22 protein-coding genes are annotated in these 23,425 nt (G+C 39.2%); 8 read left to right on the forward strand and 14 right to left on the reverse strand.

Annotated features, from left to right (window positions below; genetic code table 11):
* Positions 1 to 104 precede the first annotated feature (104 nt).
* Positions 105 to 3,251: an efflux RND transporter permease subunit gene (locus IMZ31_RS12090; protein WP_207527619.1), complete on the reverse strand. Its 3,147-nt coding sequence runs from the start codon at positions 3,249 to 3,251 to the stop codon at positions 105 to 107.
* A gap of 131 nt (positions 3,252 to 3,382) precedes the next feature.
* Between IMZ31_RS12090 and IMZ31_RS12095 the strand changes: the two genes are divergently transcribed.
* The gene (locus tag IMZ31_RS12095; protein WP_207527620.1) at positions 3,383 to 4,228 is read left to right on the forward strand and encodes a TetR/AcrR family transcriptional regulator; all 846 of its coding nucleotides are present in this window, start codon (positions 3,383 to 3,385) and stop codon (positions 4,226 to 4,228) included.
* A 781-nt stretch (positions 4,229 to 5,009) separates the two neighbouring features.
* Here IMZ31_RS12095 and IMZ31_RS24455 read toward each other — a convergent pair.
* The 3 genes from IMZ31_RS24455 to IMZ31_RS12110 all read right to left on the reverse strand — a co-directional run bounded on the left by IMZ31_RS24455 (position 5,010) and on the right by IMZ31_RS12110 (position 7,317).
* On the reverse strand, positions 5,010 to 5,228 hold the full coding sequence (locus IMZ31_RS24455) for a DUF3951 domain-containing protein (RefSeq protein ID WP_242705548.1): 219 nt from the start codon (positions 5,226 to 5,228) through the stop codon (positions 5,010 to 5,012).
* A gap of 60 nt (positions 5,229 to 5,288) precedes the next feature.
* Entirely contained in the window at positions 5,289 to 5,822 is a 534-nt protein-coding gene (locus tag IMZ31_RS24460; RefSeq protein WP_242705549.1) for a DUF5412 family protein, read from the reverse strand.
* 97 nt (positions 5,823 to 5,919) lie between these two features.
* Complete coding sequence (locus tag IMZ31_RS12110; RefSeq protein WP_207527621.1) at positions 5,920 to 7,317, reverse strand: poly-gamma-glutamate hydrolase family protein; 1,398 nt, start codon at positions 7,315 to 7,317, stop codon at positions 5,920 to 5,922.
* Between the two features lie 206 nt (positions 7,318 to 7,523).
* On the opposite strand from IMZ31_RS12110, the gene IMZ31_RS12115 reads away from it, so the two are divergent.
* From IMZ31_RS12115 to IMZ31_RS12125, 3 genes are all read left to right on the forward strand, one after another.
* Positions 7,524 to 7,730 (forward strand): hypothetical protein, encoded by a 207-nt coding sequence (locus IMZ31_RS12115; protein WP_207527622.1) that lies wholly within the window; start codon positions 7,524 to 7,526, stop codon positions 7,728 to 7,730.
* 129 nt (positions 7,731 to 7,859) lie between these two features.
* Positions 7,860 to 8,195, forward strand: coding sequence for a PadR family transcriptional regulator (locus IMZ31_RS12120; RefSeq protein ID WP_207527623.1), 336 nt, complete (start codon positions 7,860 to 7,862; stop codon positions 8,193 to 8,195).
* A 1-nt stretch (position 8,196) separates the two neighbouring features.
* Positions 8,197 to 8,736: a DUF2812 domain-containing protein gene (locus IMZ31_RS12125; RefSeq protein ID WP_207527624.1), complete on the forward strand. Its 540-nt coding sequence runs from the start codon at positions 8,197 to 8,199 to the stop codon at positions 8,734 to 8,736.
* A 149-nt stretch (positions 8,737 to 8,885) separates the two neighbouring features.
* On the opposite strand, the gene IMZ31_RS12130 is transcribed toward IMZ31_RS12125, so the two are convergent.
* The 3 genes from IMZ31_RS12130 to IMZ31_RS12140 all read right to left on the reverse strand — a co-directional run bounded on the left by IMZ31_RS12130 (position 8,886) and on the right by IMZ31_RS12140 (position 12,649).
* Positions 8,886 to 10,508: an N-acetylmuramoyl-L-alanine amidase family protein gene (locus IMZ31_RS12130; protein WP_207527625.1), complete on the reverse strand. Its 1,623-nt coding sequence runs from the start codon at positions 10,506 to 10,508 to the stop codon at positions 8,886 to 8,888.
* 422 nt (positions 10,509 to 10,930) lie between these two features.
* A complete protein-coding gene (locus IMZ31_RS12135; protein ID WP_242705550.1) occupies positions 10,931 to 11,854 on the reverse strand; it encodes an HD domain-containing phosphohydrolase in 924 nt (307 codons plus the stop codon).
* A gap of 405 nt (positions 11,855 to 12,259) precedes the next feature.
* Positions 12,260 to 12,649, reverse strand: a complete 390-nt coding sequence (locus IMZ31_RS12140; protein ID WP_207527626.1) for a hypothetical protein — start codon at positions 12,647 to 12,649, stop codon at positions 12,260 to 12,262.
* 176 nt (positions 12,650 to 12,825) lie between these two features.
* Between IMZ31_RS12140 and IMZ31_RS12145 the strand changes: the two genes are divergently transcribed.
* A complete protein-coding gene (locus tag IMZ31_RS12145; protein ID WP_207527627.1) occupies positions 12,826 to 13,059 on the forward strand; it encodes a hypothetical protein in 234 nt (77 codons plus the stop codon).
* Positions 13,060 to 13,065: 6 nt separating this feature from the next.
* Here IMZ31_RS12145 and IMZ31_RS24765 read toward each other — a convergent pair whose 3' ends face one another.
* The 3 genes from IMZ31_RS24765 to IMZ31_RS12160 form a co-directional block, all read right to left on the reverse strand.
* Positions 13,066 to 13,200 (reverse strand): zinc-binding dehydrogenase, encoded by a 135-nt coding sequence (locus IMZ31_RS24765; protein ID WP_207527628.1) that lies wholly within the window; start codon positions 13,198 to 13,200, stop codon positions 13,066 to 13,068.
* A gap of 62 nt (positions 13,201 to 13,262) precedes the next feature.
* On the reverse strand, positions 13,263 to 13,571 hold the full coding sequence (locus IMZ31_RS12155; RefSeq protein ID WP_207527629.1) for a zinc-binding dehydrogenase: 309 nt from the start codon (positions 13,569 to 13,571) through the stop codon (positions 13,263 to 13,265).
* A 38-nt stretch (positions 13,572 to 13,609) separates the two neighbouring features.
* Positions 13,610 to 14,017: a VOC family protein gene (locus IMZ31_RS12160; RefSeq protein ID WP_207530386.1), complete on the reverse strand. Its 408-nt coding sequence runs from the start codon at positions 14,015 to 14,017 to the stop codon at positions 13,610 to 13,612.
* A gap of 179 nt (positions 14,018 to 14,196) precedes the next feature.
* Here IMZ31_RS12160 and IMZ31_RS12165 point away from each other — a divergent pair, with 179 nt between their 5' ends.
* Both IMZ31_RS12165 and IMZ31_RS12170 read left to right on the forward strand, forming a co-directional pair.
* Positions 14,197 to 14,403 carry a hypothetical protein gene (locus IMZ31_RS12165; protein WP_207527630.1) on the forward strand — a complete coding sequence of 69 codons (207 nt, stop codon included), beginning with the start codon at positions 14,197 to 14,199 and terminating at the stop codon, positions 14,401 to 14,403.
* A gap of 553 nt (positions 14,404 to 14,956) precedes the next feature.
* Positions 14,957 to 17,689, forward strand: a complete 2,733-nt coding sequence (locus IMZ31_RS12170; RefSeq protein WP_207527631.1) for a glycoside hydrolase family 31 protein — start codon at positions 14,957 to 14,959, stop codon at positions 17,687 to 17,689.
* A 48-nt stretch (positions 17,690 to 17,737) separates the two neighbouring features.
* Here the strand turns inward: IMZ31_RS12170 and IMZ31_RS12175 are convergent, their stop codons facing one another.
* Positions 17,738 to 19,279 (reverse strand): BCCT family transporter, encoded by a 1,542-nt coding sequence (locus tag IMZ31_RS12175; RefSeq protein ID WP_207527632.1) that lies wholly within the window; start codon positions 19,277 to 19,279, stop codon positions 17,738 to 17,740.
* Between the two features lie 346 nt (positions 19,280 to 19,625).
* Entirely contained in the window at positions 19,626 to 20,039 is a 414-nt protein-coding gene (locus IMZ31_RS12180; protein ID WP_207527633.1) for a hypothetical protein, read from the reverse strand.
* Between the two features lie 318 nt (positions 20,040 to 20,357).
* On the opposite strand from IMZ31_RS12180, the gene IMZ31_RS12185 reads away from it, so the two are divergent.
* A complete protein-coding gene (locus IMZ31_RS12185; RefSeq protein WP_207530387.1) occupies positions 20,358 to 20,891 on the forward strand; it encodes a DUF420 domain-containing protein in 534 nt (177 codons plus the stop codon).
* 42 nt (positions 20,892 to 20,933) lie between these two features.
* On the opposite strand, the gene rsgA is transcribed toward IMZ31_RS12185, so the two are convergent.
* On the reverse strand, positions 20,934 to 21,686 hold the full coding sequence (gene rsgA, locus IMZ31_RS12190; protein ID WP_207530388.1) for a ribosome small subunit-dependent GTPase A: 753 nt from the start codon (positions 21,684 to 21,686) through the stop codon (positions 20,934 to 20,936).
* 143 nt (positions 21,687 to 21,829) lie between these two features.
* On the reverse strand, positions 21,830 to 23,296 hold the full coding sequence (locus IMZ31_RS12195) for an S-layer homology domain-containing protein (protein WP_207527634.1): 1,467 nt from the start codon (positions 23,294 to 23,296) through the stop codon (positions 21,830 to 21,832).
* Positions 23,297 to 23,425 lie beyond the last annotated feature (129 nt).

Raw genomic sequence — 23,425 nt, forward strand, 5'->3', positions numbered from 1 at the left:
ATAAGAGGATTTATGTTTCCTATAGATTTCCCCAAATCCTTTCATTTAAGATAATAATAAGATACAAAAAGGGGCCTAGCTATCGCTAGGCCCTATTCATTATATTATGCTTTTTTCTTATTACGTCCAATCTTACTTAATGCTTCATACACAACAGGTACAATTAGGAGTGTAAGAAGCGTTGAGCTTGCTAGTCCTCCGACTACGGTAATACCTAGTCCCTTACTGATGATCGAACCACCTTCAAAGCCTAGGGCTAATGGTAATAGAGCACCTATTGTAGCAAGTGCTGTCATTAGTATTGGTCGAAGGCGTGTTGCTCCAGCATCTAGTAAGGCTTCACGAGTAGAAATGCCTTCTTTCTCTCGTTGGATAACACGGTCAATCAATACGATACCGTTTGTTACTACAATACCGATTAGCATAAGCGCACCGATCATAGCGGAAATACTTAGCGTTTCTCCACTTACTAACAGACCTAGTACGGCCCCGATAATAGTAAATGGCAAGGAGAACAGAATAGCGAATGGCGCTAATGCTCCTCCAAAGAAGATCACTAGAACTACATAGACAATCGCAATAGCAGCGAGCATCGCGATACCTAGCTGACTAAACGACTCATTAATATCCTCTGTAACCCCGCCGATCTTCAGGTCAATTGAAGCTAGGTGCTCCAAGTTGTCTAACTCTTTTTGAACATCAGCTGACACAGAACCAATGTCGTCTGTCGTGGCTTTTGCACTTATACTTGCATACACTTTACCATTTTGACGAGTGATTGTATCTTCGGTCGTTCCTTCTTCCACCTGAACAAGGTCACTTAACGGTACTGATTGACCAAGTGGAGTTTGAATCTCCTTATCGGTTAGTTCATCAATACTGTTATACTGATCTTTCTGCACTTCAAGGTAAACTTGAAGCTCTTCTCCATCTTCCTTAATGGTTGTAACTTTCGGACGTTCACGGTCTGGGCTTAATTCCATGCCGATTTGTCCAGCTGTTAAACCAAGTTCACTTAACTTCTCCTGATTAGCCACGAGTGTATATTCTTCATATGACTCAGATAGACTTGATTCAGGTTCACGTAAATCTTCCTGTTCATTCAAGATTGTTTTCACATCTTCAACATATGGCTTAATATCATCCATAGTCTCACCGAATACTTGGACTTGAATGTCACTGCTTGATCCTGTAGCTGAGAAGTCTTGACTCGACCATTCTCCTTTTTCGGTCATCGCTTTAAGATCATCCGTCACCGTTTGCTTCTCTTCCTCGAAATTTTCCGTGTCTTCATCATATTCCACAAAGAAAGCGGCTTGATTACTTACTCCAGGGTTCATAGGGTTTTCTCCGCCTACTGAATACTGGATAGTCTTAACACCTTCACGATCTTTAAAGTATTCATAAGCATCTTGTGCTGTCTCTTCTACGTCTTCAATAGTTTGGCCAGGTGCTGGACTATACGTTGGCATGACCATCTTCTCACCTTCAGAAGGTAGGAAACTCGTACCAACTAAAGGAACAAGAGCAATACTGCCGACTAAAATCGCAACTGCCACAATTGAAGTAATAATTTTGTGATTTAATACACTGTTTAAAACAGATCGGTAGCCATTTGCTAGCTTACCAGGTCCTTCGTGGTGACCTTTCATCGCTTGCTTCTTATTCAGTAGTGAATGAGACATCATCGGTACGATTGTAACGGCTACAACAAGAGAAGCTAGTAATGCAAATACAACCGTTAACGCAAATGGTAAGAATACTTGCCCAACTACCCCTTGCACTAATCCTAACGGAAGGAATACCGCAATGGTTACGATGGTAGATGACAAGATAGGCATAAACATCTCTTGTGTGGCAGCACGAACCAATTCTTTGCCTTCTAGCTTCTCATCCTTCAAGGACATGCGTCTGTATATGTTCTCTACTACTACGATTGAATCATCCACAACACGTCCAATAGCAACTGTCATGGCACCTAGTGTCATAATGTTCAGCGTGATCCCCATTTGATTTAGTATCAAAATAGCAATTAACAAGGATAACGGGATAGATACGACAGAGATCAACGTTGTTCTAAAGTTACGTAGGAACAACAGAATGACAATAATCGCAAACAAGCCACCAAATAACGCCTTGTTTAACATCGTGCTAACAGACTCTTCAATGGGCTCTCCCTGGTCGAATGAATAAACAAATTCTACACCATCAATGGTTTCTTCGAATTCAGCAGCTCGGTCTTTAACCGCATTTACAACATCTACTGTATTCGCTTCTTGAGATTTTACAATTTGAATGGATATTGAATCTTCTCCGTTGGTACGAGAAATGGATTCTGCTTGCCCTACAATCTCAAGGTCTCCAATTTCTTGTAGCTCAACAGTTGGGATTCCTTGTGCTTCCGTGCTACCTTGTGTAGCAGCATTCCCTTGGGGAGCAGCAGCTTGAGGCTGTTGTCCAGCTGGGGCTTGTTGAGCTGCTTGTGATGGAGCTCCTTGAGATTGTGATGGTACCATCGGAATTTGTAATTGTTTCAAGTCTTCTAGTGTGGCAATGTTCCCATCCATCACAACAGACTTTTGTGTATCATCAAAGTTATATAACCCTAATGGGAAGGTTACATTTGAACCTTTAATAATATTTTGGACTGTTTCTTTGTCCATGCCACGCTGTTCTAGCGCTTCTTCATTGAAACTCATTTGAACTTCTTTAACTTGTTGACCTGATACTTGAACAGATGCTACACCTTCTAGCCCCTCAAGTTCAGGTATGACCTGCTCTTCAACTGTCTTAGTGAGTTCTTCCAGACTACCTTCACCATTCAACACACTCATGCTTAGAACCGGGAATGCATTAAAGTTAATTCGTGAAACGTCTGGATCTTGAGCCGAGTCTGGCAGTTGCGTGGAGCTAACTGCTTCTTCTAGTTCGTCTTCTGCTTCGTTAAGATCTTTACTGTAGCTGTACTCCAACTGCAAATTTGATGCATTTTGGAATGAACTTGAGCTCACCGTCTTTACACCACTCAAGTTTTGCACCTGTTGCTCAATAGGCTCTGTTATTTCATCCGCAACCTCAGCCGGTGTAGCTCCCGGGTATACGGTTGTTACCGTAATAATTGGAGGGTCAATATCCGGTATTGTTTCTAGCTTCATGTTTAACCCCGAGTATAAGCCTGCTACGGTGATAACAATGGTCATCAGCCATACGGCAAACTTATTGTTCATCGAGAAATTAATGATTTTCTTCACTATTTATATCCCCTTTCCATCATAAGACCAAGCTCGTTGACTAGTTAGTCAGTACGATATACAATATACATGACCGGTCAGTCAGAGGTCAAGAAATAAATGTAGCTTCCTAGAAAAAGGGGGGATCTCACATGGATCAAAAGAAAGTAAACATCATTGAGAATGCCATTAAATTATTTGCTCAAAGAGGCTTCAGTTCTACGTCTGTTCAAGAGATTGTAAACGCAAGTCAAATTTCTAAAGGAGCTTTCTATCTCCACTTTAATTCTAAAGATGAACTATTGCATGAGCTTTTCGAGTATTATTGGCGTCGTATGCAAACACGTATCAATGAGGTATCATCAAAACCTTTAGAGCCAAAAGAAAAGTTTACAGACCAGCTAAAGGTTACAATAGAAGAAATTGCTACCCACCGCGACTTCATTATTATGCAAGTAAGAGAACAAGCCATCCCCTTTAATGATACGATTGAAAAATTCATACGGAAAATGCGCTATCATTCTATTTTATTTTACAGGAACCATTTGTTATGCATTTACGGCCAAGAGATAGAACCTTATGTATGGGAAGCGAGCGTAATGGTCCAAGGCATTTTAAAAAGCTATATGGATTTAATAATTGTCGATAATATCGAATTTGATTACTATTTATTAGCTCAGTCAATTACAAATAAGGTCGATTCTCTAATAGAAGGATACAAACACCAAAATGACCCACCAGTCATTACAGAAAAAATCATGCATCAACTCACTCCTTCTTCTTATGATATTTATCATCTAGATGACATTTTAGAACAATTAGAACTGATCGCTTCAAGTGACCACGAACCAGACATTAAAGAAACAATTGATGTTTTAGTACAAGAACTAAAGACTTCATCTCCAAGAAGGGTAATCATTACCGGAATGGCTCATCACTTAGAAAAGTACAAGCGTTATACAGATCTGGCTTCTTTACTGAGAGCTAACTTTATGTAGAGGGAATCCAGGAGCGGATTCCTTTTTTTGTTGGGGTATGGGTTTGGTATGGACACCTAGGGCGGGCGTCTGGACGCTTTTTTTGGGGGGGCCTGACACTTGGGGCGGGCGTCTGGACGATTTGGCGGTTTGTCCAGACACATCGGGTGGGCGTCTCGACACTTGGGCGCTCGGTCTGGATACTTCGGGCGGGCGTCTCGACTCTTCGGGCGCGTGGCCCGACACTTTGGGCGCGCGTCCCGACACTTCGGCGCGCGGTCTGGACACTTCGGGCGCGCGTCTCGACACTTTGGGCGCGCGTCCCGACACTTCGGCGCGTGGTCTTGACACTTCGGGCGCGCGTCCAGACTCTTCGGGTGCGCGTCCAGACTCTTCCGCGCTTCGTCTCGACTCTTCGGGCGCGCGTCCAGACTCTTCGGCGCGCGGTCTGGACACTTCGGGCGCGCGTCTCGACTCTTCGGGCGCGCGTCTCGACTCTTCGGGCGCGCGTCCAGACTCTTCCGCGCTTCGTCTCGACTCTTCGGGCGCGCGTCTCGACTCTTTGGGCGCGCGTCCCGACACTTCCGCGCGTGCTCCCGACACTTGGGCGATCGGTCTGGACACTTCGGGCGTGCGTCTCGACGCTTCCGCCCGCGGTCCCGACGCTTCGGCGCTAGGTCTCGACACTAGAACGAGCCCCCACACACTTCAGCGCACTATAAGGCGCAGAGCGCTCAACAAAAAAAGAACTTTTCCAAATACAGAAAAAGTTCTTTCAAATCTATAGACCTCTTCGATCCGCTTAGCGATCTTTGTCGTCTCCTTCATCTTCCTCCTCTTCTTGTTCATCTTCCTGGCGTTCTTCATGGAACTCTTCATTTGATTGACCAGCGATATGATCAAAGGGAGTATAATAATTATTGGGACGTTCTTTTTTTATCATGACTTTGTAGACTACAATTAGTATAAGAACCACCACAATTAGCACAAAAAGGGAGGAGGAATATACTAAATATCCCAACACAGCCACCTCTCTTATTTACTACAACATTTATACCTATTAACAGAACCTCTGTAGATACTACTCTTCTTCCCCCTGACCTAAGTTCAAAGTAGTAGTACTGTTTATTTTCAATGTCGTGTCGCTCTCCCATTCAATGGTTATGTTATGTACGCCTTCTTCATAATAAACCCTTTTCTTAAACCAAAGCGGACCATCTAATTCTCCTCTTACTCCAAATGGTCCTGTTGCACCTGCATCAAAGCTGTAGAAATCGATCGTATAGTTATGATTGGGTGAACTTATGGTTTTTAAATGTTCATTCTTACCTATATTTGAGAAAAAGGAGGTAAATGCTAGAACGAAAAGCAGGGAGATGATTAAAAGGAGCGCCAAAAAGAGCGTTACCCAGCTCCTCATTTTAGTCTTCCAAGTCCTCCTGTCTTGAAATCCGATCACACATAAAGTAAAGGCTAGTAAACTTAAAAATAGAAGAATATATGTCGGCGGGGCTATGAGCCGGGCATTATTTACATTTGAATAGAAAGAGTAGATCCCGAGTACTAAACAAGAGAGGATTAAATAAAAGGACCAGAAGTTGCTTTGTTTGACCACCCTTTCCCCTCCTTTTTTTAGATTGTCTATCTGAATATTTTATTCTAGAGTAGTTTGCAAGTATATATTAACATAAACTTACAATTAAAACCTACAATTACCTAGACCTCAAATCCTTCCACTGTGTATAACTATGATAAGTTGTACCTGCAAACCCTTCTACCTGCATCCTTTCAAAATAGCGCCTGACCTCTGCTAATTCATATTCCATTTCTAAGTGGGTTTTGTCGTCAAAGCTTACATAGTCTAAGTAATGTGGCTTTAATTCCACACCGATCTCTACTTTAGAAGAGTTAGCGTATAGCACTTCATTTTCTGATAGGGAGGTGATGCTATTAGATCCTAGAGCTGTATTACGGTATGCCATTACGGTTACATAATCCTGACGATCAATCATATTTTTATAGAAGTCAGGGTCATATGGGGCCACACTTGGGCCGTCTGTCCAAAATGGTAGATCACTACCGACAATAAAGCCGTTATCCTTTGCATAATCAACATATATCTGTGATGAGTTTGACCACTGTGTGACAACATTCTCCCGGTCTGTATCCCACTCATCCAAAACGTGTGGTTCTATGTCAAAGTGGATTCCTTTAAACTGTGCAGTTTCTGAAACTTCATTATTGTAAACCATCACTCGATCCATACGATGTTTTCCTTCAGGAATATTTTTTTCGAGCCCCCAGTGCGGTGCCCCCATTAAAGCATGGACCGTTATTCCCAATTGATTCAGACTTGATATAAAGTAAGGATAATGATCTTCAACTAATGGGTTATAATGAAGATAAACATGATTCATGTGATGACTGTCTAAGAACTGAATGGTTTCATCGGGTCGGTCTGATACCGCTTTGCTATCCCATAGCCATACACTTTTCCGGGATTTATATTCATTTAAAGCATCTTGAATAGCTTTTGAGTACGCCTTAAATTCACTCGTTTGTTCTTGGCTTGTTAATGAAGCAAGTAAACGTAAGTCTCCCCGTGAAAAGAAAGTCCTGGCTTGCGCTTCTGTATAGGTAATTGAAACTTCTTGACCCATATCAGCATTAACATTCGTGTTTACAGAGAAGCCATTTCGCTCTAAATGAGTTTTGATCATGTCTAATAACCGTTCATTACTTCCTTCAACGCTCGTTCCCACTGTCTCCCCTTGTTCTCCTTGTATAGAAACCACTGTACTCACTGCGCGAGTTACCGAAGGTTCTGTCTCTATACTGGGAGCAGATGTTGAAACATCGATTACACTATAATGATTGTAGATCTCCCCTGCAGCTCGTTGGGCAAGTAATGAAGAAACGGGCAACAGATCCCCTTCTTCCTTGCCATTAATAAACACTTCAGACCCTAGATCAACATAAGAAAAAGCCCAACAACTCTCACATATTACCTCATCCTTTGTAGCTACATTCCCTTCTCCAAACACTGTACCACCTATCAAGATTCCAACCATTACACTTAACACAAGAACCGCTTGAAATTTGTATTTCATAGATTGTCGTCCCTTTCGATGTTTAGACTTATTTTTTTATATCGAACAAGATAAGATTATTTTGATAGCTTTAGAGGTAATTACTCTATAAAACTTCAATATAAGTTAATAGTCCTTCGAGTTGAAAGGGGTAAATCAACCCTTTTTAATGGAATTATATGTTAAAATAAATGAAAACTCATAATAAGTACAAAGGTGATGAATCGATGGACTTTTTACATTGGTATGACTGGATCACTCCAACAAATCCACAAGCATCTTTATTTTTAGGTATCATGTTTACCCTTTTGTTAGGTATTTTCGTGTGGTTTGAAACGAAGAGGCGACAGGCTTTGGTATGGACGATGGTTACAGGAATGATTGTGACCAGTTTGGGAGTTTTCTTTTTGCAATGGTTCGGATATTATGGCTAACACCTTCTAATCACCTCAATTATTTCAAAAAAATCCCTATTTGATTGACTATTGTTTAACAAAGCGATATAGTTCATTTAATGATATATCAAGTAATGATATAAAATCACTTTGTAAAGGAGCTCTTATATGGCAAGAGGCGAGACATTTGAAGCTGGTGAACTAACGGATACTTCTTTCTACATATTACTCACTCTCCAGGAAGCAAGACATGGGTATCTCATCATGCGGAAGGTTGAGGAACTCACTAAAGGCAAGGTTTCAATTGGACCAGCTTCTATGTATACCACTATTAAAAAACTGCTTACTGCTGGATTGATTGAACAATATGGCGAAGGTTCGGGCAAGCGAAAGACTTATATAGCTACTGCTGCGGGGGTCCATCTTCTAAAAAAAGATATTGAGCGACGCGAAAGCATGCTTGATCATGCCAGAATCGTATTTAATGCGGAAGGAGAACTTTAAAATGAAAAGAACGAAATATGTAATGAGCGGAGGACTTGCCTTTTCAGAGGAAATAGATTTAAAAAAACTTTCCTCTTTATCTAAGAAAGGGTGGGTCACTAAGAAACTCGCTCCATTCGGGTACGTATTGAAACGTGGAGAAGCGAAGCCGCTCGTCTATGCTGTGGATTACCGAAAGGATGCAGATGATGAATATTTTGCTTATTTCGATGAAGCAGGCTGGGATCACGTATCTTCAGCAGTGAATTATATCCATTTATTTAGTGCCCCAGAAGGTACACAGCCAATCTTCACAGATCAGTCAACGATTATTGAGAAATATGAAGCGGAGAAAAGGATCATGGGAAAAGCTGCGTTACCTACGCTTCTTATTACGATTGCTCTCTTTATGCTTTATCCGTTAAGTAACACCGATTGGATGGCTGATATATTTGGTGAAGTTGGTATTGTACTAGGCTATGTATCTATGATCGTTCTCGTCTTTACAGGGATGCCTTACCTTGGTTTTAGAAGAAAAGTTCATAAACTACGAAAATCATAAAAAACCTAAACAGATCTTGATGAGAAAAAAGTATTCCTAATATTTTTCAGCTTGGGAAGATCACGAGGGAGACGTGTAGGTAAGCAAAAAAACGCTCAGATACATATCAAATATAATACCTGAGCGTTTTTTATTATCCTATATTCTATTTAATATGATCTAAAATAATTGACTACACCGTTAGCCGTATTCTTTACAAACTCTTCTTTATGAGCCTCATCTTTGATAGCTGAAAGATCGGACCAATTAGATAGGAAACCTAATTCAATTAAAACAGAAGGCGCAGTGTTCATTCTGTTTACACGATAATGTGTTGTCCCATCTAATCCACGAGGGCTCTCTCCAAACACCCCTTTAATCTCTGACCAAATTGAGGTTGCTAAATCTTCACTTTTATCAGGATAATCATTCTGTTCACCTTTATCACACCATTCTTCTGATGTGTCACAAGGGGTGGTATTATAAAATAACTCTGAACCGCTCACAGAAGGATCCTCAATACTATTAGCATGAATGGATATAAAGATGTCCGCATTGTGTTCAGCTGATAGATCAGCCCGATCATCTAATTCAACGTACACATCTGAATTCCGAGTTAAGATGACAGTTGCGCCCATTAATTCAAGTTTTTGTTGCAAATCCTTTGAGTACTCAAGGTTAATATCTTCTTCTTGAGTTCGACCATCGATCGCTAATGCCCCATTGTCATAACCTCCATGACCCGGGTCTAAGATAATGGTTTTTCCTTCTAACAGTTGACCATTAGAAGACTCTTTTATGTAGTCGGTATGAGCCCAACCCTCATTTCCACCATAAGAAACATAAGCCCATTCTCCACTATATTTCGTAATGATTACTCGAGTCCCATAAGTTACTTGGTCTTTTACATATTCACCAGGACCGCTACGTATGTTTAGTACATCTGCTGTTACAAACCCTTGTGTACTTTCATTCAAGATGTAATCAGAATGGACCCAACCTTTTGAGGATCCATAGCTGACATAGTACCATACACCACTTGTTTTCAAAATGGAGACAGTCGCACCCTCAGTAATTTGGTCTTTTAAAGTGCCACTTAATGTAGGTTCAGTCCTTACGTTAAGATAATCCGCTGTAACCGTCCCATTCCTAATGGTTTCAAATTCCTGAGTGCTTTCACCCTTATAAACCCATGAAGGACCTAAATAAGTATTTACTTTATACCAATTCCCACGTTGCTCAACAACGTCCATTGTGACAGGTTTGGCCGCTCCAATTTTCGTGCTTTTATCAGGAGATTTGTAAATGTTGAAGATTTCTGTGAACGATACTTTTGCAGTTGAATCGGGTTGAGTGGTTTCTTTCTTGACCCAAGTGATTCCAAGATATGTATCTACTTTATACCAATCTCCTCTTCTTTCAAGGACATCCATACTTGTAGGTTTAGCTGCTCCGACTTTAGTGGATGTGTCTGGTGTCTGATAAATATTGAAGGTCTCTTCAAAACTTACTTGGCCAAGGTCTTGGTTCTCATCAATATAATTCATACTTGACCATCCAATTAAATCTTCAAACTGGATCTTCGCCCAGTCTCCTTTTATTTCAAGGATTTGCACTTCGCTGTTATCTTTTAAAGATCCAATGATTGTTCCGTCAGTAGGTGTCTCCCTCACATTTAACGTGGAGGTGTTTTCCACATCTACGATTCCCGTTTGAGCTGAGACATTCATTACAGGGTTTAGTAACAAGGTAACGCCGAGTGCTGTTGATGTCATAATTTTTTTGTAGTTCATTCCAAACTCCCTTTCCTCTATTTACCTGTGAAATTACCTTTTTTATCTTTGTTAGGAAATTTCATAGACCCCTTCTCTATAATGAGAGATTAGACAAAAAGGAACAAGACCCAACAGCAAATTTCGCAAAATTAAATTTATTTCAGATAAAACATTATAGATACTTATTCAGGTTTTTATGGGAAGTTCAATACGTAAAAATTAAGCTAACCATAAGCGCCATGAGGTAGGTTTTCAAAGGGGAATAGGATGGAGATCAGAGTAATATCTAAGTATTTAATAGAAAATGAAAAAGCTCTCTATTCACATGAATAAAGAGCTCGTCCAATAATTAGAATAATGGAACTGGTACACTTTGTGGTTCAACAACTCCTGCTACTAGAGCAGCAACGATTAAGAAACCTACCATTTTTTTCATAATTTTACACCCCTTGTTTCATTTTACTCCATTGAGGAATTAAATCAATGAAAATTTTTACAACTTCCGGGTGAAACATAGTTTCATTGTTCCTTTTCAATTCTTGAACGGCTTCGTTCACGCTCATCGCTTTACGATAAGGACGGTCTGTGGTCATGGCGTCAAAGGCGTCTACTACACTTACAATAGAAGCTAAAGGAGAGATTTCATCTTTATGAAGACCTTTAGGATAACCTTTCCCATCATAGCGTTCGTGATGTTGTTCAACAATTTGCGAAGCCATATTCATATAAGGACTATCAGTTTCTTCTAATAGTTCTTTGCCATATTTACAGTGCCTTTTCATTTCTTCCCATTCTTCTGCTGTTAAAGGGCCTTCCTTTAGCAAGATAGACTTAGGGATTTTAATTTTCCCGACATCGTGAAGATACGAAGCATAGTTCAAGGTACACATATCAACTGGCGAAAGCCCCATCCTTTCTCCAATTAACATAGACATTTGCATAATTCGTTCGCAGTGATCAGCAGTATATCCATCTTTAAGTGCAACTTCTACTGCTAGTTCTTGATTTTCTCTCAAAAGCTCCGAAAAGAACTGGAATACAGGTTGTGAAGCTATGTAAATAAATTCAGTTTGCTCTAGCGCTGAGAATATAAATCCATGTTGAACTGGCGATGCGGACAAGACATCACCAGGTGATACTACTTTTGTCTCTCCTTCTACAGTTACCTTCATTGATCCACTTAAGATAAAGATACTCTCAGACGCCGTCCCTCCTTCTTGTGGTTGCATCGACCATCTTGCTCCCTCTTCTAGCAAGTGATGAATAACTTCTGTTCCATCACCGGTTGCAAGTAATTTAACTGTAAGACCTTTATAGCGTACAGTTTCAATCGGGTTGTCAATTGATGTCAGGTATTGGTTCAAGGTATCCCTTCTTTCATTCGTTCTTTTAATACGTACTAACAGTATAGCAAAAAGTAGACGGCTTCTTATATCAAGATAAGTACAACCCCTATATTATAACTATTTAAAACTGCAAACTTCTCTTGCTCTTTATATATTAGTCTACCGTTTATTTTATTTATCGGCTCTCCTTCACAAATATAAACCGTTTTTCTGAGATAAAATATGCTTACACTCATGGTCTCCCCTAATTAACACGCGCTAAACTAAAAATTCTCTAAAATCCTTTTTTCTGAATTAGGAGATTCTTATCAATCCAAAACAAAAAACTCATAAGTAGAATCACTTATGAGTGCCTTTCGTACGTTTATTCTCTTCCTTCAACCTTGACACCAAACACGCTACTAAATAACCAGCTTACCATTTTCAATTAATTGCTTTTGCTCCCTCTCGTTTAAACCATTTGTCTACAATAGGAAACAGATTTGGTTCTGTATCATAGTAATGACCATTAACCATATTCATGGAAAATCCGAATGTTTTTTCATTTCCTTTATATAAGTTTACAGAATAGCGAAAACCACTCCGCTTTTCTTGATTTTCCTGTGGGATAAATTGAACATTTTTCACTTCATTAAGGAATACCTGGAGCCTCTCTTTATCGTCTATGACTCTCATTTCTCCCGTTTCACCACTCCTGATCTCTACATGTGTTATATGAGACAAGTCTCCTTCATAATACTCTCCTAAATCCTTTGTCTCTAGACCGCAACCCATTAACACTAAAATGAGCATAATCATTAATAGCTTCTTCATAGAACTCCTCCTCTACTACCAACTGTCGCTTTAACTCCTTGATCGTTACAAATAATGTTTGAAGGTAAACAATATACAACTTCAAGAAATAAGGAACTCGATTTATTTTTAAACCTTATCAAATAAATCTCCTAATATGGTATAATAAAGTTACTATATATAAAGTGGGGTTGGCTATGAATACAGAGAGAAGTCCTTTAGATTATAGCGGTGAACGGTTTCCAGTCTATTTTGAAGTGGCCGATTTAGAAACCGCCTACTCAACACTAGAATCACTTGATTTTATTGGACAAATTGAGACGAGAGAACATGGCTATATAGTATCTATTACGATGCAACAGATACCTGAAGTCGTTCGAACACTAGCTCATGAGAAAATCGCTATTTACGCTATTATCCCTGATGCATAAATTTTTCTAATGTATATTCAAAAGCAAATTACCTGTACTTTTTCTTGATTCTAACCAAGCATGGGCTTCAGAAGCTTTTTCAAGGGGGTATTCCTTGCTTATATGTAAACATAGTTGGTTTGTTTCTAATAGAGTAAGCACTTCACTTGCCGCTTGCCTAATAGACTCAGGTCGATTTAGCCTTGTAGTTCCAAGACTAAACCCTAATACAGACCGACAACTCTTATGAAGGTCACTTGTTTTAAAGTTTCCTGGACGCCCCCAGCATTTCCAAATTGGACAAGACAGTCCATACTCTTTTCAGAAACATCTCCAGCTACTGAATCTAATATGACATCTACTCCTCCGAATTGAGCATTAATGTGTTCATGAAAATCAGTGGAAAGCAAAACCTCATCAGCCCCTGCTTTGGTCACCACTTCAGCTTTATCCTTGTGACCAACTACTCCAGTCACAGTCTTCTCACCCATCCATTTCGCTAATTGAATGGAAGTTGTCCCCACGGCAAACATGGTTCGGCTAGCATTCTTTCACAGCCAATTCCTTCTCATTAAATCCCGTTTGTATTCATCAGCACAACACGCCATCCGTCAGGGTCTTCAATCGTTGTTCCTTTTTCTTCCCAATATGGATTTTCAGGCGGGACTTCACTATATCCCATCTCGCTCAGACGATTGACAACCACATTGATTTCATAGGATGAAGGGATATAAAAGACTAATAGATTATCTTGAGTTGGGGCAGGACAAGGACTTCCATAGTCATGCTTAGTAAATTCAAGATGGTACGGTGCATTCGGTAAACCTAAAATAATCCCTTGATACCCCCTATGCCCTGAGAACTCTGTTAATCGGCGTAACCCTAAACCCTTCTCATAAAAATTAATGACCTCCTCGAATTGATCTGTAGGTCGTGCAATTCTTATTTGCGCTACTGTAAAATCACTAAATTCCACTATAAATCCCTCATTTCTTCTATTATTAATATTGTACACAGAATTTCCAGGAAAAGATAATACCCATTAATTATGACTACTGATTATGATTACTTATCAACATGCCCACGCACAGTTCTCTTCTGAATGGATAAAATATAACACCTAACTCAGAAATGATATCCAATTAGGAGGAGAAGAAAATGGGCAAGCGACCTTTTATGATTATTATAGTACTTGTTTTCATTTCAATCGCCGCCTGGGTCGTGTGGCACTTCTATCCCACCGATATTCAACATAGCTTTCAACTAGCAATCGATCAAACAGAATCTATACAATTCGTTAAAGAAAGAGCTGCAGAAACCGTTGTGAACGATACGATAGAAAGACAAGTGAAGAATCAACTGTAGAAGGAAAAAGGGCCTTTAGTTACTGGTAGGTCCTTTTTGTATATATAAAATTATCCACCTCACATTTGTATTAAATTCATATTGGTTTGTGATTATGTTTTTCGTCTTTGATAGAGCTATCATAGTTACTGTAAGGATTATTTACTCATACCATTATTCCTAATGCGCTGTTAACCGATTCCATTATCCCTCCCCCCTCTACCATTACTCCACATGTCTATTAAGCATCCATACCAAAGTACAAATACAACACATTTAACGAAATGACAAGTTTGGATATGTATGCCTTTCATACTTATTTTACAGCGGTCCACATAATAATAAAGTAACCCTAATTAATATAGAATTAATATAATTCATCATTCTTTTGTATTAAATTTTTTATAACCTATTAATAACCTAAACGCTTGTATATACAAATATAACGCTTGAAAAATAGTCTATTATACTCATAAAATGAGGCCTCCATTTACAATTGACCGGTGCTTCTTCTTGAATGTACAGTTGTTGTGAAATACAAACTTATTAAAATTTTTAGAAGAGGTGAAGAACTTTGCGTAATTCTAGAACAATTAGAACATTAGCGACAGCAAGTTTAGCAACAAGCTTACTTGTTCCTGTAGCTACTCCATCAAACGTATTAGCCGTAGCAGACGTTTATCCTGAGAAGGAATTAAACAAAGAAGCTGCAGAGAAACAGAAATTGCAAGTACAAGGTGTACAAGAAGTAGAAAACGGTGTTCAACTCACCCTCTCAAACAATTATCAAGCCTTCATTCGTTTAAAAGCTGCTGACCTCGCTAAGGTCTCTATCCTAAAACAAGGAGAAAAAGACGAAGCAACAGCGGCTATTAACAAGACTGACTGGGATACTCCTCGATTTAATGTTGAGGAAGATGAAGCAACCGTTACCCTTTCAACGGATGAAATCACAGTAAGTATTAATAAAGAGCCATTTGGTGTTAAATTTATGGATGACAAAGGTAACGTCATTAACCAGGACAGCATGAAATATGGTTCCGGTTATGAAGATGGAAAGCCTTACGTATTTAAGGACACTGGGAAAAATGAGGATTTCTACGGTTTTGGTGAACAAGCCGGGAAGTTAAATAAACGTGGAGAAAGTATCGGCATGTGGAACAACGATGCTTATGATTACAGCAAAGATACGAAGTACTTATATACGACGGTTCCATTCTTTATCGGTCTCAAAGATGATAAAGCCTACGGAATCTTCTTTGATAACAGCCATCGCTCTTATTATGAAATGGCAAGTGAAAGTGATGATTACTATTACTTTTATGCAAATGATGGTCAGTTAACTTATTACTTTGCGTACGGCCCTGAAATACAGGATGTTGTAAACCGCTACACAGACCTTACAGGTTCTATGCAGCGCCCTCCAAAATGGTCTCTCGGTTTGCACCAGAGTAAATGGGGATATAAAACAGCCGATGAAATTAAGAATATCGTCGATACATATCGCGAAAAAGATATTCCATTAGATGCTGTTCACTTAGACATTGACCACATGAACGGCTTTCGTAACTTCACCTGGGGAGAAGATTTCACGAAGGATCCAAAGGCTTTCAATGACTATCTAGAAAGCAAAGGTGTTAGCTCTGTTGCTGTAAGTGACCCAGGTATCAAGAAGGATCCTGGATATTACATGTATGATGAAGGTACAGAAAATGGATACTGGGCAACGAACCCAGATGGCAGTCCTTATGTTGGAGAAGTATGGCCTGGAGAATCTGTATTCCCTGACTTCGCTCGCGAAGAAGTACAAGACTGGTGGGCAGAGAGTCACGCCACGATTATGGACGCAGGTGTTGACGGAATTTGGAATGATATGAACGAACCAGCTGTATTCGATACAGCAACGAAGACGCAGCCACTTGATGTACAGTACGGAGATATGGATCACTCTGAATTCCATAACATGTTCGCCCACTATGAAGCTGAGGCTACAGATCAAGCATTTGATGTGAACAAAGATAATACACGTCCGTTCGTATTAACACGAGATATGTATGCTGGTTCTCAGCGCTATTCCACTTTATGGACAGGAGATAACGCTAGTACATGGGAATCGTTACAGATGTCTACTCCTATGAATAGTAACGTAGGTCTATCCGGTATTCCATTCGTGGGTAATGATATTGGCGGATTCGCTAAGCGCCCTTCTGGCGAACTATTCGCACGTTGGATCCAGATGGGCATGTTCAACCCATTCTCCCGCATTCATGCTGACAACGGAAGTACGGTGGCATTTGATACAGAAGCAAAAGATATCCCAGGCCAAGAACCTTGGCAATATGGACAACAAGTGGAAGATATCAGTAAGAAATATATCGAGAAACGTTACGAGCTAATGCCTTATCTTTATAACACGTTTATTAAAGCAAGCGAAGATGGTACTCCAGTACAGCAGCCACTTGTGTATCAGTTCCAAGAAGATAAGAACACACACGACATCAGTCAACAGTTTATGTTTGGTGAATCACTAATGGTTGCTCCTGTTGTTGAGAAAGGCGCTACATCTAAAGAAGTTTATCTACCAAAAGGTGAAACGTGGATCGATTACTGGACTGGCGAACAATTCGAAGGTGGACAAACCATCACCAAACAAGCTGATCTATCTACAATTCCACTTTACGTGAAGAATGATTCCATCATTCCTGAACGCAGCGTTCAACAGCACACGGGCGAGAAACCACTTGAAAATCTAACTCTTGATACGTATGTAGCTGATGAAGCAAACTATACATTCATTGAAGATGATGGCAGTACAGAAGATTATAAAGAGGGTGAATTTAACAAGACCCACTTCAACGTACAAAAGCACAATTCATCCCTCTATACGTTCACACAGGATAAAGAAGTGGAGCAATACGACACTGATCTTCAGTCCTATACAGTGAAACTTCATGATGTAGAAGAGCCTCACTTTGTACGTTCAAATGCTACATTGTATAAAGAGGCATCTAGCGTAGACAAGATGAATCGAACAAAAGAGTCCTATTACTATGATGAAGAATCTAGTACTCTCTTTACGAACATCCCAGCGGATGAACTAGAACAGGTAACCATGTTTATGGACGGTGCAGAGAAGTCTAAGCAAGTTGAAAAGAAACTTGAAAAGTTACATGCAGAAGATGAAAAGCTTAAGCACAAGTTAAGTAAAGGAAATAAGAAAGAAAAAGTTCAAGAGAAGCTTAATGAAGTTTCGAACAAAAAGAAAGTGCGTATTGCACAACAGATTGAAAGAGCTTCAAAAAAATAACACTAAACCCCGTCTGATCATTATATCTGACGGGGTTTTCTATTAACTCTATTTTGACGCAGAAGAAGCAACTTCTCGCTTCCACTTATGTTTTTTTGTTAGTTCTCTTTCATTTTTCAATTCATTGCTAGCCGCTTTGTAAAACGAACCACACATAAGCAGAAGAACAACTGAGAATGGCAGCGCTGAGATAATTAGAATATTTTGCAACCCTTGGGTCCCACCAAAATATACAATGATTCCTGCTACAAAGGAAAGCATGACACCCCAAACAATTTTCACCATACTTGTTGGCTCCAATGAACCTTTAGATGTTAACATGCCTAAAACAAATGTAGCTGAGTCTGCTGATGTAATGAAGAAAATGGCGATTACAAACACCGTAATGAAGGACATCAATGTACCTAAAGGATAGTGTTGCAACATCCCAAACGTGGCAGTTTCAAGAGCATATTGTGATATGTCTGCTACTCCACTCTGTTCTAATTCTAATGCGGAAACGCCAAATACAGCAAAGAAAATAAAGCAAACAAGAGACGGAACAATTAATACACCAGCCATAAATTCTCTTAACGTTCTTCCCTTCGATATACGTGCAATAAAGATTCCAACAAAAGGAGACCAAGAAATCCACCAAGCCCAATAGAAGATCGTCCATGAATTAATCCATCCTCTATTCTCCTCGTTTAAGGGAGCGATTCGAAAGCTCATATCGACGAAATTTGTAAGGTAGTTACCCAGTGAGTTTGTAAACAAGTTCAAAATGGTTAATGTTGGACCGACAATGAACAATAAGATCAATAACGCAAAGCCAAGCCCCATATTAATATTACTTAAATACTTAATCCCTCTATGTATACCTGAATAAGCAGAAATAATGAATAAGATCGTGGAAACGCCAAGAATAATCATCTGAACACGATAATTAGATGGAACACTAAATAAAAACGAAAGTCCTTCATTAATTTGAGCTGACCCAAACCCTAATGTTGCAGCAACTCCGACCACTGTCGCAAATACAGCTAATGTATCAATCAATTTACCCAGCACCCCCTTCATCCTCTCTCCCCCTAGAAGTGGCACGAGCGTAGCACTTATTAGACCTGGATACCCTTTGTGGAACTTAAAGTAAGCCAACACAAGCGCAACAATCCCATAAATAGCCCAAGCAGAAACTCCCCAATGAAAATAAGAATATTGGAGCGATTCCTTAATAGCTAAATCTGTTCCCAGTTCTGCATTAGGTGAACTCTTGAACGCATGCGAAATAGGTTCAGACGTTGTCCAAAAGACCATTCCCATCCCCATACCTGCACTAAATAACATCGCAAACCACGTTGGCAAACTAAAGCTAGGTTGATCAGATTCTTTACCTAATTTCAATTTCCCAAATCTTGAAAAAGTTAAATAAACACAAAACGCAAAAATAACCACAAAGAGCAATAGGTAGTACCAACCAAATCTTTTAGATATAAACGCTGTAACCTGACTTGAAACCGTTTCTAAATTATTTGGAGCTAAAACCCCCCACAATACAAAAAGACCACATACTGTAACGGCATACCAGAATACAGCTGTTACATTTTTCATTTCTTCCCCTCCCGTTCATACCATTCTCCATAAATATTGGAATACTTTCACTTACCTTTTCTGCATTCAGTTAAAACCTCATAATTATATTTCTACATAATTTTATTTTTTGCACTTATTCAAGCAACACTGTATTCAAAGGCTTAGAAGAAATATATTAATCACTACACAGGCATAATATTTTATTAACATAATTACTAAAACAAAATAAACAAACAGATACTAACACAAATGTAGATCGTATTAGAACATCAGGCATATACTCCCCCACACGATTAAGAGAACATAGATTTACCAACAAAAAAAGGTCATTCTCCCCTAAGGAAAATGACCTTTGCCTTATTATTTAACTTCCTGTAGTCGTCATTGTGGCGACACCAGCTACGATCGGGAATGCCATTAACAATGGAAGACAAACCATGAAGAGCATACGGAGCTTTTCTTTCGCTTGTTTATCAGCGTCCCCCAAAAGACTGAGGTAGGTTTTGAATACATGACCTCCATTTATCACTGTAATGATTGCCACCAGAATGAGAGGAGTTACTGGATTGATAGTCGATTGATCAAGATTGATAAATCCAAAAACTACTAACACAATTGGAATCACTTCAACTAAAGCAACACCCATAAATAATTTCGTTTGAATCGATTGCAGATTATCCGGCTTTTGAGCTACATCATGAAGAGCTTTTCTTGAAATAAAACTAATACCCCCAGTAGCAATTAATACCGCAATAACAAAGAAATAAATCGGGTCCATTTTTTAACTCCTTCGTTTAAATATATGTATAACTACCTTTATTATACAAGATATCCCCCCTCACCTTAACTGTAAATTATAGAGAATAAGCGTACACCCTTTACTAAAATTACGAATTAGCTGATTTTCTCACGCAAGGCAGGTATAGATTGGTTACTTACAAAAGAACCCCTAATTGCTGTAGTCTTTTTAGTGCATAAAGTTTCTCAACCAAAAAAATTAACAAATTTGTCACTGTTCAAGACAGTTCAGTAGTGAATCTTTCGTTCATTTTCGCTATACTCGAAAATGAACGATTTATCATAGAAAGGTTGAGAGATTTTGCAAATTGAGAAAAATTTCAACTATGTACCTTGGGTCGTTGGCCTATCCATTGCGATTAACGCCATTGTCGTAGCCCTTTTATTTATACCGAAAATAGAAAGCAGTTCAAGCTTTGATATTACCATATTGCCACTTACAAATGCTGTATTAAACTCATTTACTACAGTCTTCTTGTTCGCTGCATTATTTATGATTATCCGAAAAAATGTAAAGTGGCATAAACGCTTTATTTTTGCTGCGTTTACATCAACTGCTTTGTTCTTAGTTTCATACCTGACCTATCACTCTATGGCGAGCTCTACATCTTTCGGCGGAGAAGGGTTCATTCAGTATATCTACTACTTTATCTTGATTACTCACATTGTTTTGGCCGCTGCTATCGTGCCACTAGCTTTGCTTACACTTTTCCGTGGACTTTCTATGAAAGTAGACAAGCACCGTAAAATTGCACGTTGGACAATGCCTTTATGGCTATATGTTAGTATTACCGGCGTAGTAGTCTACTTAATGATTTCACCTTATTATTAAAAAAGTCAGCTTCATTTTAAAATGAAGCTGACTTTTTTATCATTATCTTTTATATGACTTTGGCCCGCGAAGCATCCGATTCACACGGTGGGCACTGTACTGTTCTTTGAGCGCCAAACGATGAAGTTCGCGTTTTAATTTCTCATAATTCTTTAGACGCCCTTCTTCAAGCTCCCCTGATTCGATGGCTTGTTTCACAGCGCACCCAGGTTCACTGTGGTGTTTACAATCGCGAAACTTACACTGTGAACTGAGCTCTTCAATGTCAGAGAATGTCTTCCCTACAGTATCTTCTTTCCCCCAAAGCTGCAATTCCCGCATGCCAGGTGTGTCTATTACAGTCGTCCCATTCGGTAGAGAAAACAATTCTCGGTGCGTTGTGGTATGACGTCCACGATCATCACCAAAACGAACTTCTTGTGTAAGCTGTATATCCTCACCCATTAAGCTGTTTATAAGCGTTGACTTCCCTACACCTGATGAACCAATTAAAGAAATGGTCTCATCTTTCTTCAACTCACTCTTTAACTCTTGAATACCCTCACCTGTAAGATTGCTCACTGCATAAACCGGCACACCAGGAGCAGCAAGTGTAAGTTCTTCCAATCGACGACCGACATCTTCACACAAATCTTGTTTCGTACAAATGATTGCAGGTACTGCTCCACTCTCATACACTTGTAGCACATATCGTTCCATTCGGTTGATATTAAATTCGTTCGTCAAAGCTGTCACGATAAAAACTTTATCAATGTTAGCTGCAATGATCTGTTCTCCATGTATTCTTAATTTAATACATTTTTAATAAATAATGCTCCTTTTACCTCGAAAAAAGACTACTCTCAACCTCATCAGAAGCTAAGAATAGTCTTTTGTACACACTATTTTGTTAATGAACACAGCATTGTTCTAATTGTAACAAGACCACTTCAAGGAGCTTATTCGTTCGCTACTTTCCAATATTCATAAGCATGAACAGCATTGCCATGATAGCTTGGGTTATCGTTAAAATAACTCTTTGTTTCATCTAACTGTTCTTCCATAAACTGTTTACCTTCTTCGTAGAATGAAATGTGTTTATTTTCTTTAATCTGCTTCATTTCAACAGATACCAGAAGTTCCTTACCTAGCTCTTTTGCAAATTCCATTTCTTTTTTCGATACATCGATTATACCATTAGATCCTTCTGCTGAATCTCTGAAAGCCATAAGTGTTGTGTGATCTAATTTGCTAATGAACCACTTACTGAAGGAAATGTCCTCTTGTCCTGGGGTTTTATGATCGTCTAGCCAGATCGCTAAATCTGCACTCGTTTCTAAATCAGAATCCTTCTTCACTTCGTCAACAAAAACTTGAATATTCGTCTTCCAGGTCTTTAAGATGTCTTCTGGATTCCCATCCCAGTTCTGTAAGACATAAGGTTCAATGTCAAGGTGAATTCCATCAAATTGTTGTCTTGGAGGAACAACTTTTTGATAACTGGTAACATAGTCAATAAACATGTTAAGACGCTCTTCACCTTCTTTAAGAGCCCAATTTGGATGGCCTCCCATAGCGTGAACCTCTATACCAGCTTCGTGAGCTTTCTCTAGGAATTCATTGTAAACGGTGTAATCTTGCGTACGATCTAAACGAGTATAGAGCAAGTTAATATCATTTTCTTTTGCAAACTCTAAAATTTCGTTTGGTTCTTCTATAACATTTTCGGCATGCCATATGTACGTTCCACGAATGTCCTCATTGTCTATTGATTCAAAATTAGGATCTTCTTTAGCGTTAGACAAGTACTTTTTAAACTGATTATCCATTGTACGTGCTAAAAAGATTGAGAATTGTGCACGAGTCGTTGGGGCGCTCGGACGGAATGTATTGTCAGGAAAGCCTACCGAAATTCGATTGGATACAACTTCACTAACATACTTACGGTTCCCACTCACGTCATCAAATTCTTTAGAAATCGGTTCATTTTCTAGATTATAGGCTCTTGTTAATACTGCAGCCATTTCAATTCGTTTTATATTGCGATCGGGTTGAAATTCATTAGAATCAGTACCTTTAATGATACCTTCATCCACTAAAGCAGCTACATACTTGTAATGAGGATGTTCTGTTGAAATGTCATCAAAATTAGGATTCGGTCTATCCTCAGTCGATAAGCCCAATTCTCGCGTCAGCATGATTGCTGCTTCCATGCGCGATACATTGTTCCCCGGACGGAAAGTTCCATCCAAATACCCCTGAATAATTCCTTTGTCCTCTAAATACTGAATCTCCTCATTTCCTGTAACATTTTCATTAACATCCGGAAATTCTGTTTGAGCATGAGTAATTGGTGCACTCCAAGCTGTTACAGCTAACAAGCTTGTGAAAAGACTTGTTGTAATCTTCTTTGTAAATCTACTCACTTATGTTCCTCCTCTTTAATCATTAAGGGCGGCCTTTCGATGTCCCACAATGACTCCACCCATTTTAGAATCTTCGAATAATTCTTCTATTATGATGGGGCTCTATAGGAATACATTTTCACTTAGGAT

The sequence above is a fragment of the Pontibacillus sp. ALD_SL1 genome (assembly GCF_017355605.1).

Coding starts and splice junctions, on each gene's coding strand:
- IMZ31_RS12145 (WP_207527627.1), top strand. CDS start 12,826: ATGAATACAGAGAGAAGTCCTTTAGATTATAGCGGTGAACGGTTTCCA.
- IMZ31_RS12125 (WP_207527624.1), top strand. CDS start 8,197: ATGAAAAGAACGAAATATGTAATGAGCGGAGGACTTGCCTTTTCAGAG.
- IMZ31_RS12175 (WP_207527632.1), bottom strand. CDS start 19,279: ATGAAAAATGTAACAGCTGTATTCTGGTATGCCGTTACAGTATGTGGT.
- IMZ31_RS12115 (WP_207527622.1), top strand. CDS start 7,524: ATGGACTTTTTACATTGGTATGACTGGATCACTCCAACAAATCCACAA.
- IMZ31_RS12095 (WP_207527620.1), top strand. CDS start 3,383: ATGGATCAAAAGAAAGTAAACATCATTGAGAATGCCATTAAATTATTT.
- IMZ31_RS12110 (WP_207527621.1), bottom strand. CDS start 7,317: ATGAAATACAAATTTCAAGCGGTTCTTGTGTTAAGTGTAATGGTTGGA.
- IMZ31_RS12120 (WP_207527623.1), top strand. CDS start 7,860: ATGGCAAGAGGCGAGACATTTGAAGCTGGTGAACTAACGGATACTTCT.
- IMZ31_RS12165 (WP_207527630.1), top strand. CDS start 14,197: ATGGGCAAGCGACCTTTTATGATTATTATAGTACTTGTTTTCATTTCA.
- IMZ31_RS12130 (WP_207527625.1), bottom strand. CDS start 10,508: ATGAACTACAAAAAAATTATGACATCAACAGCACTCGGCGTTACCTTG.
- IMZ31_RS12180 (WP_207527633.1), bottom strand. CDS start 20,039: ATGGACCCGATTTATTTCTTTGTTATTGCGGTATTAATTGCTACTGGG.
- IMZ31_RS12140 (WP_207527626.1), bottom strand. CDS start 12,649: ATGAAGAAGCTATTAATGATTATGCTCATTTTAGTGTTAATGGGTTGC.
- IMZ31_RS12155 (WP_207527629.1), bottom strand. CDS start 13,571: ATGTTTGCCGTGGGGACAACTTCCATTCAATTAGCGAAATGGATGGGT.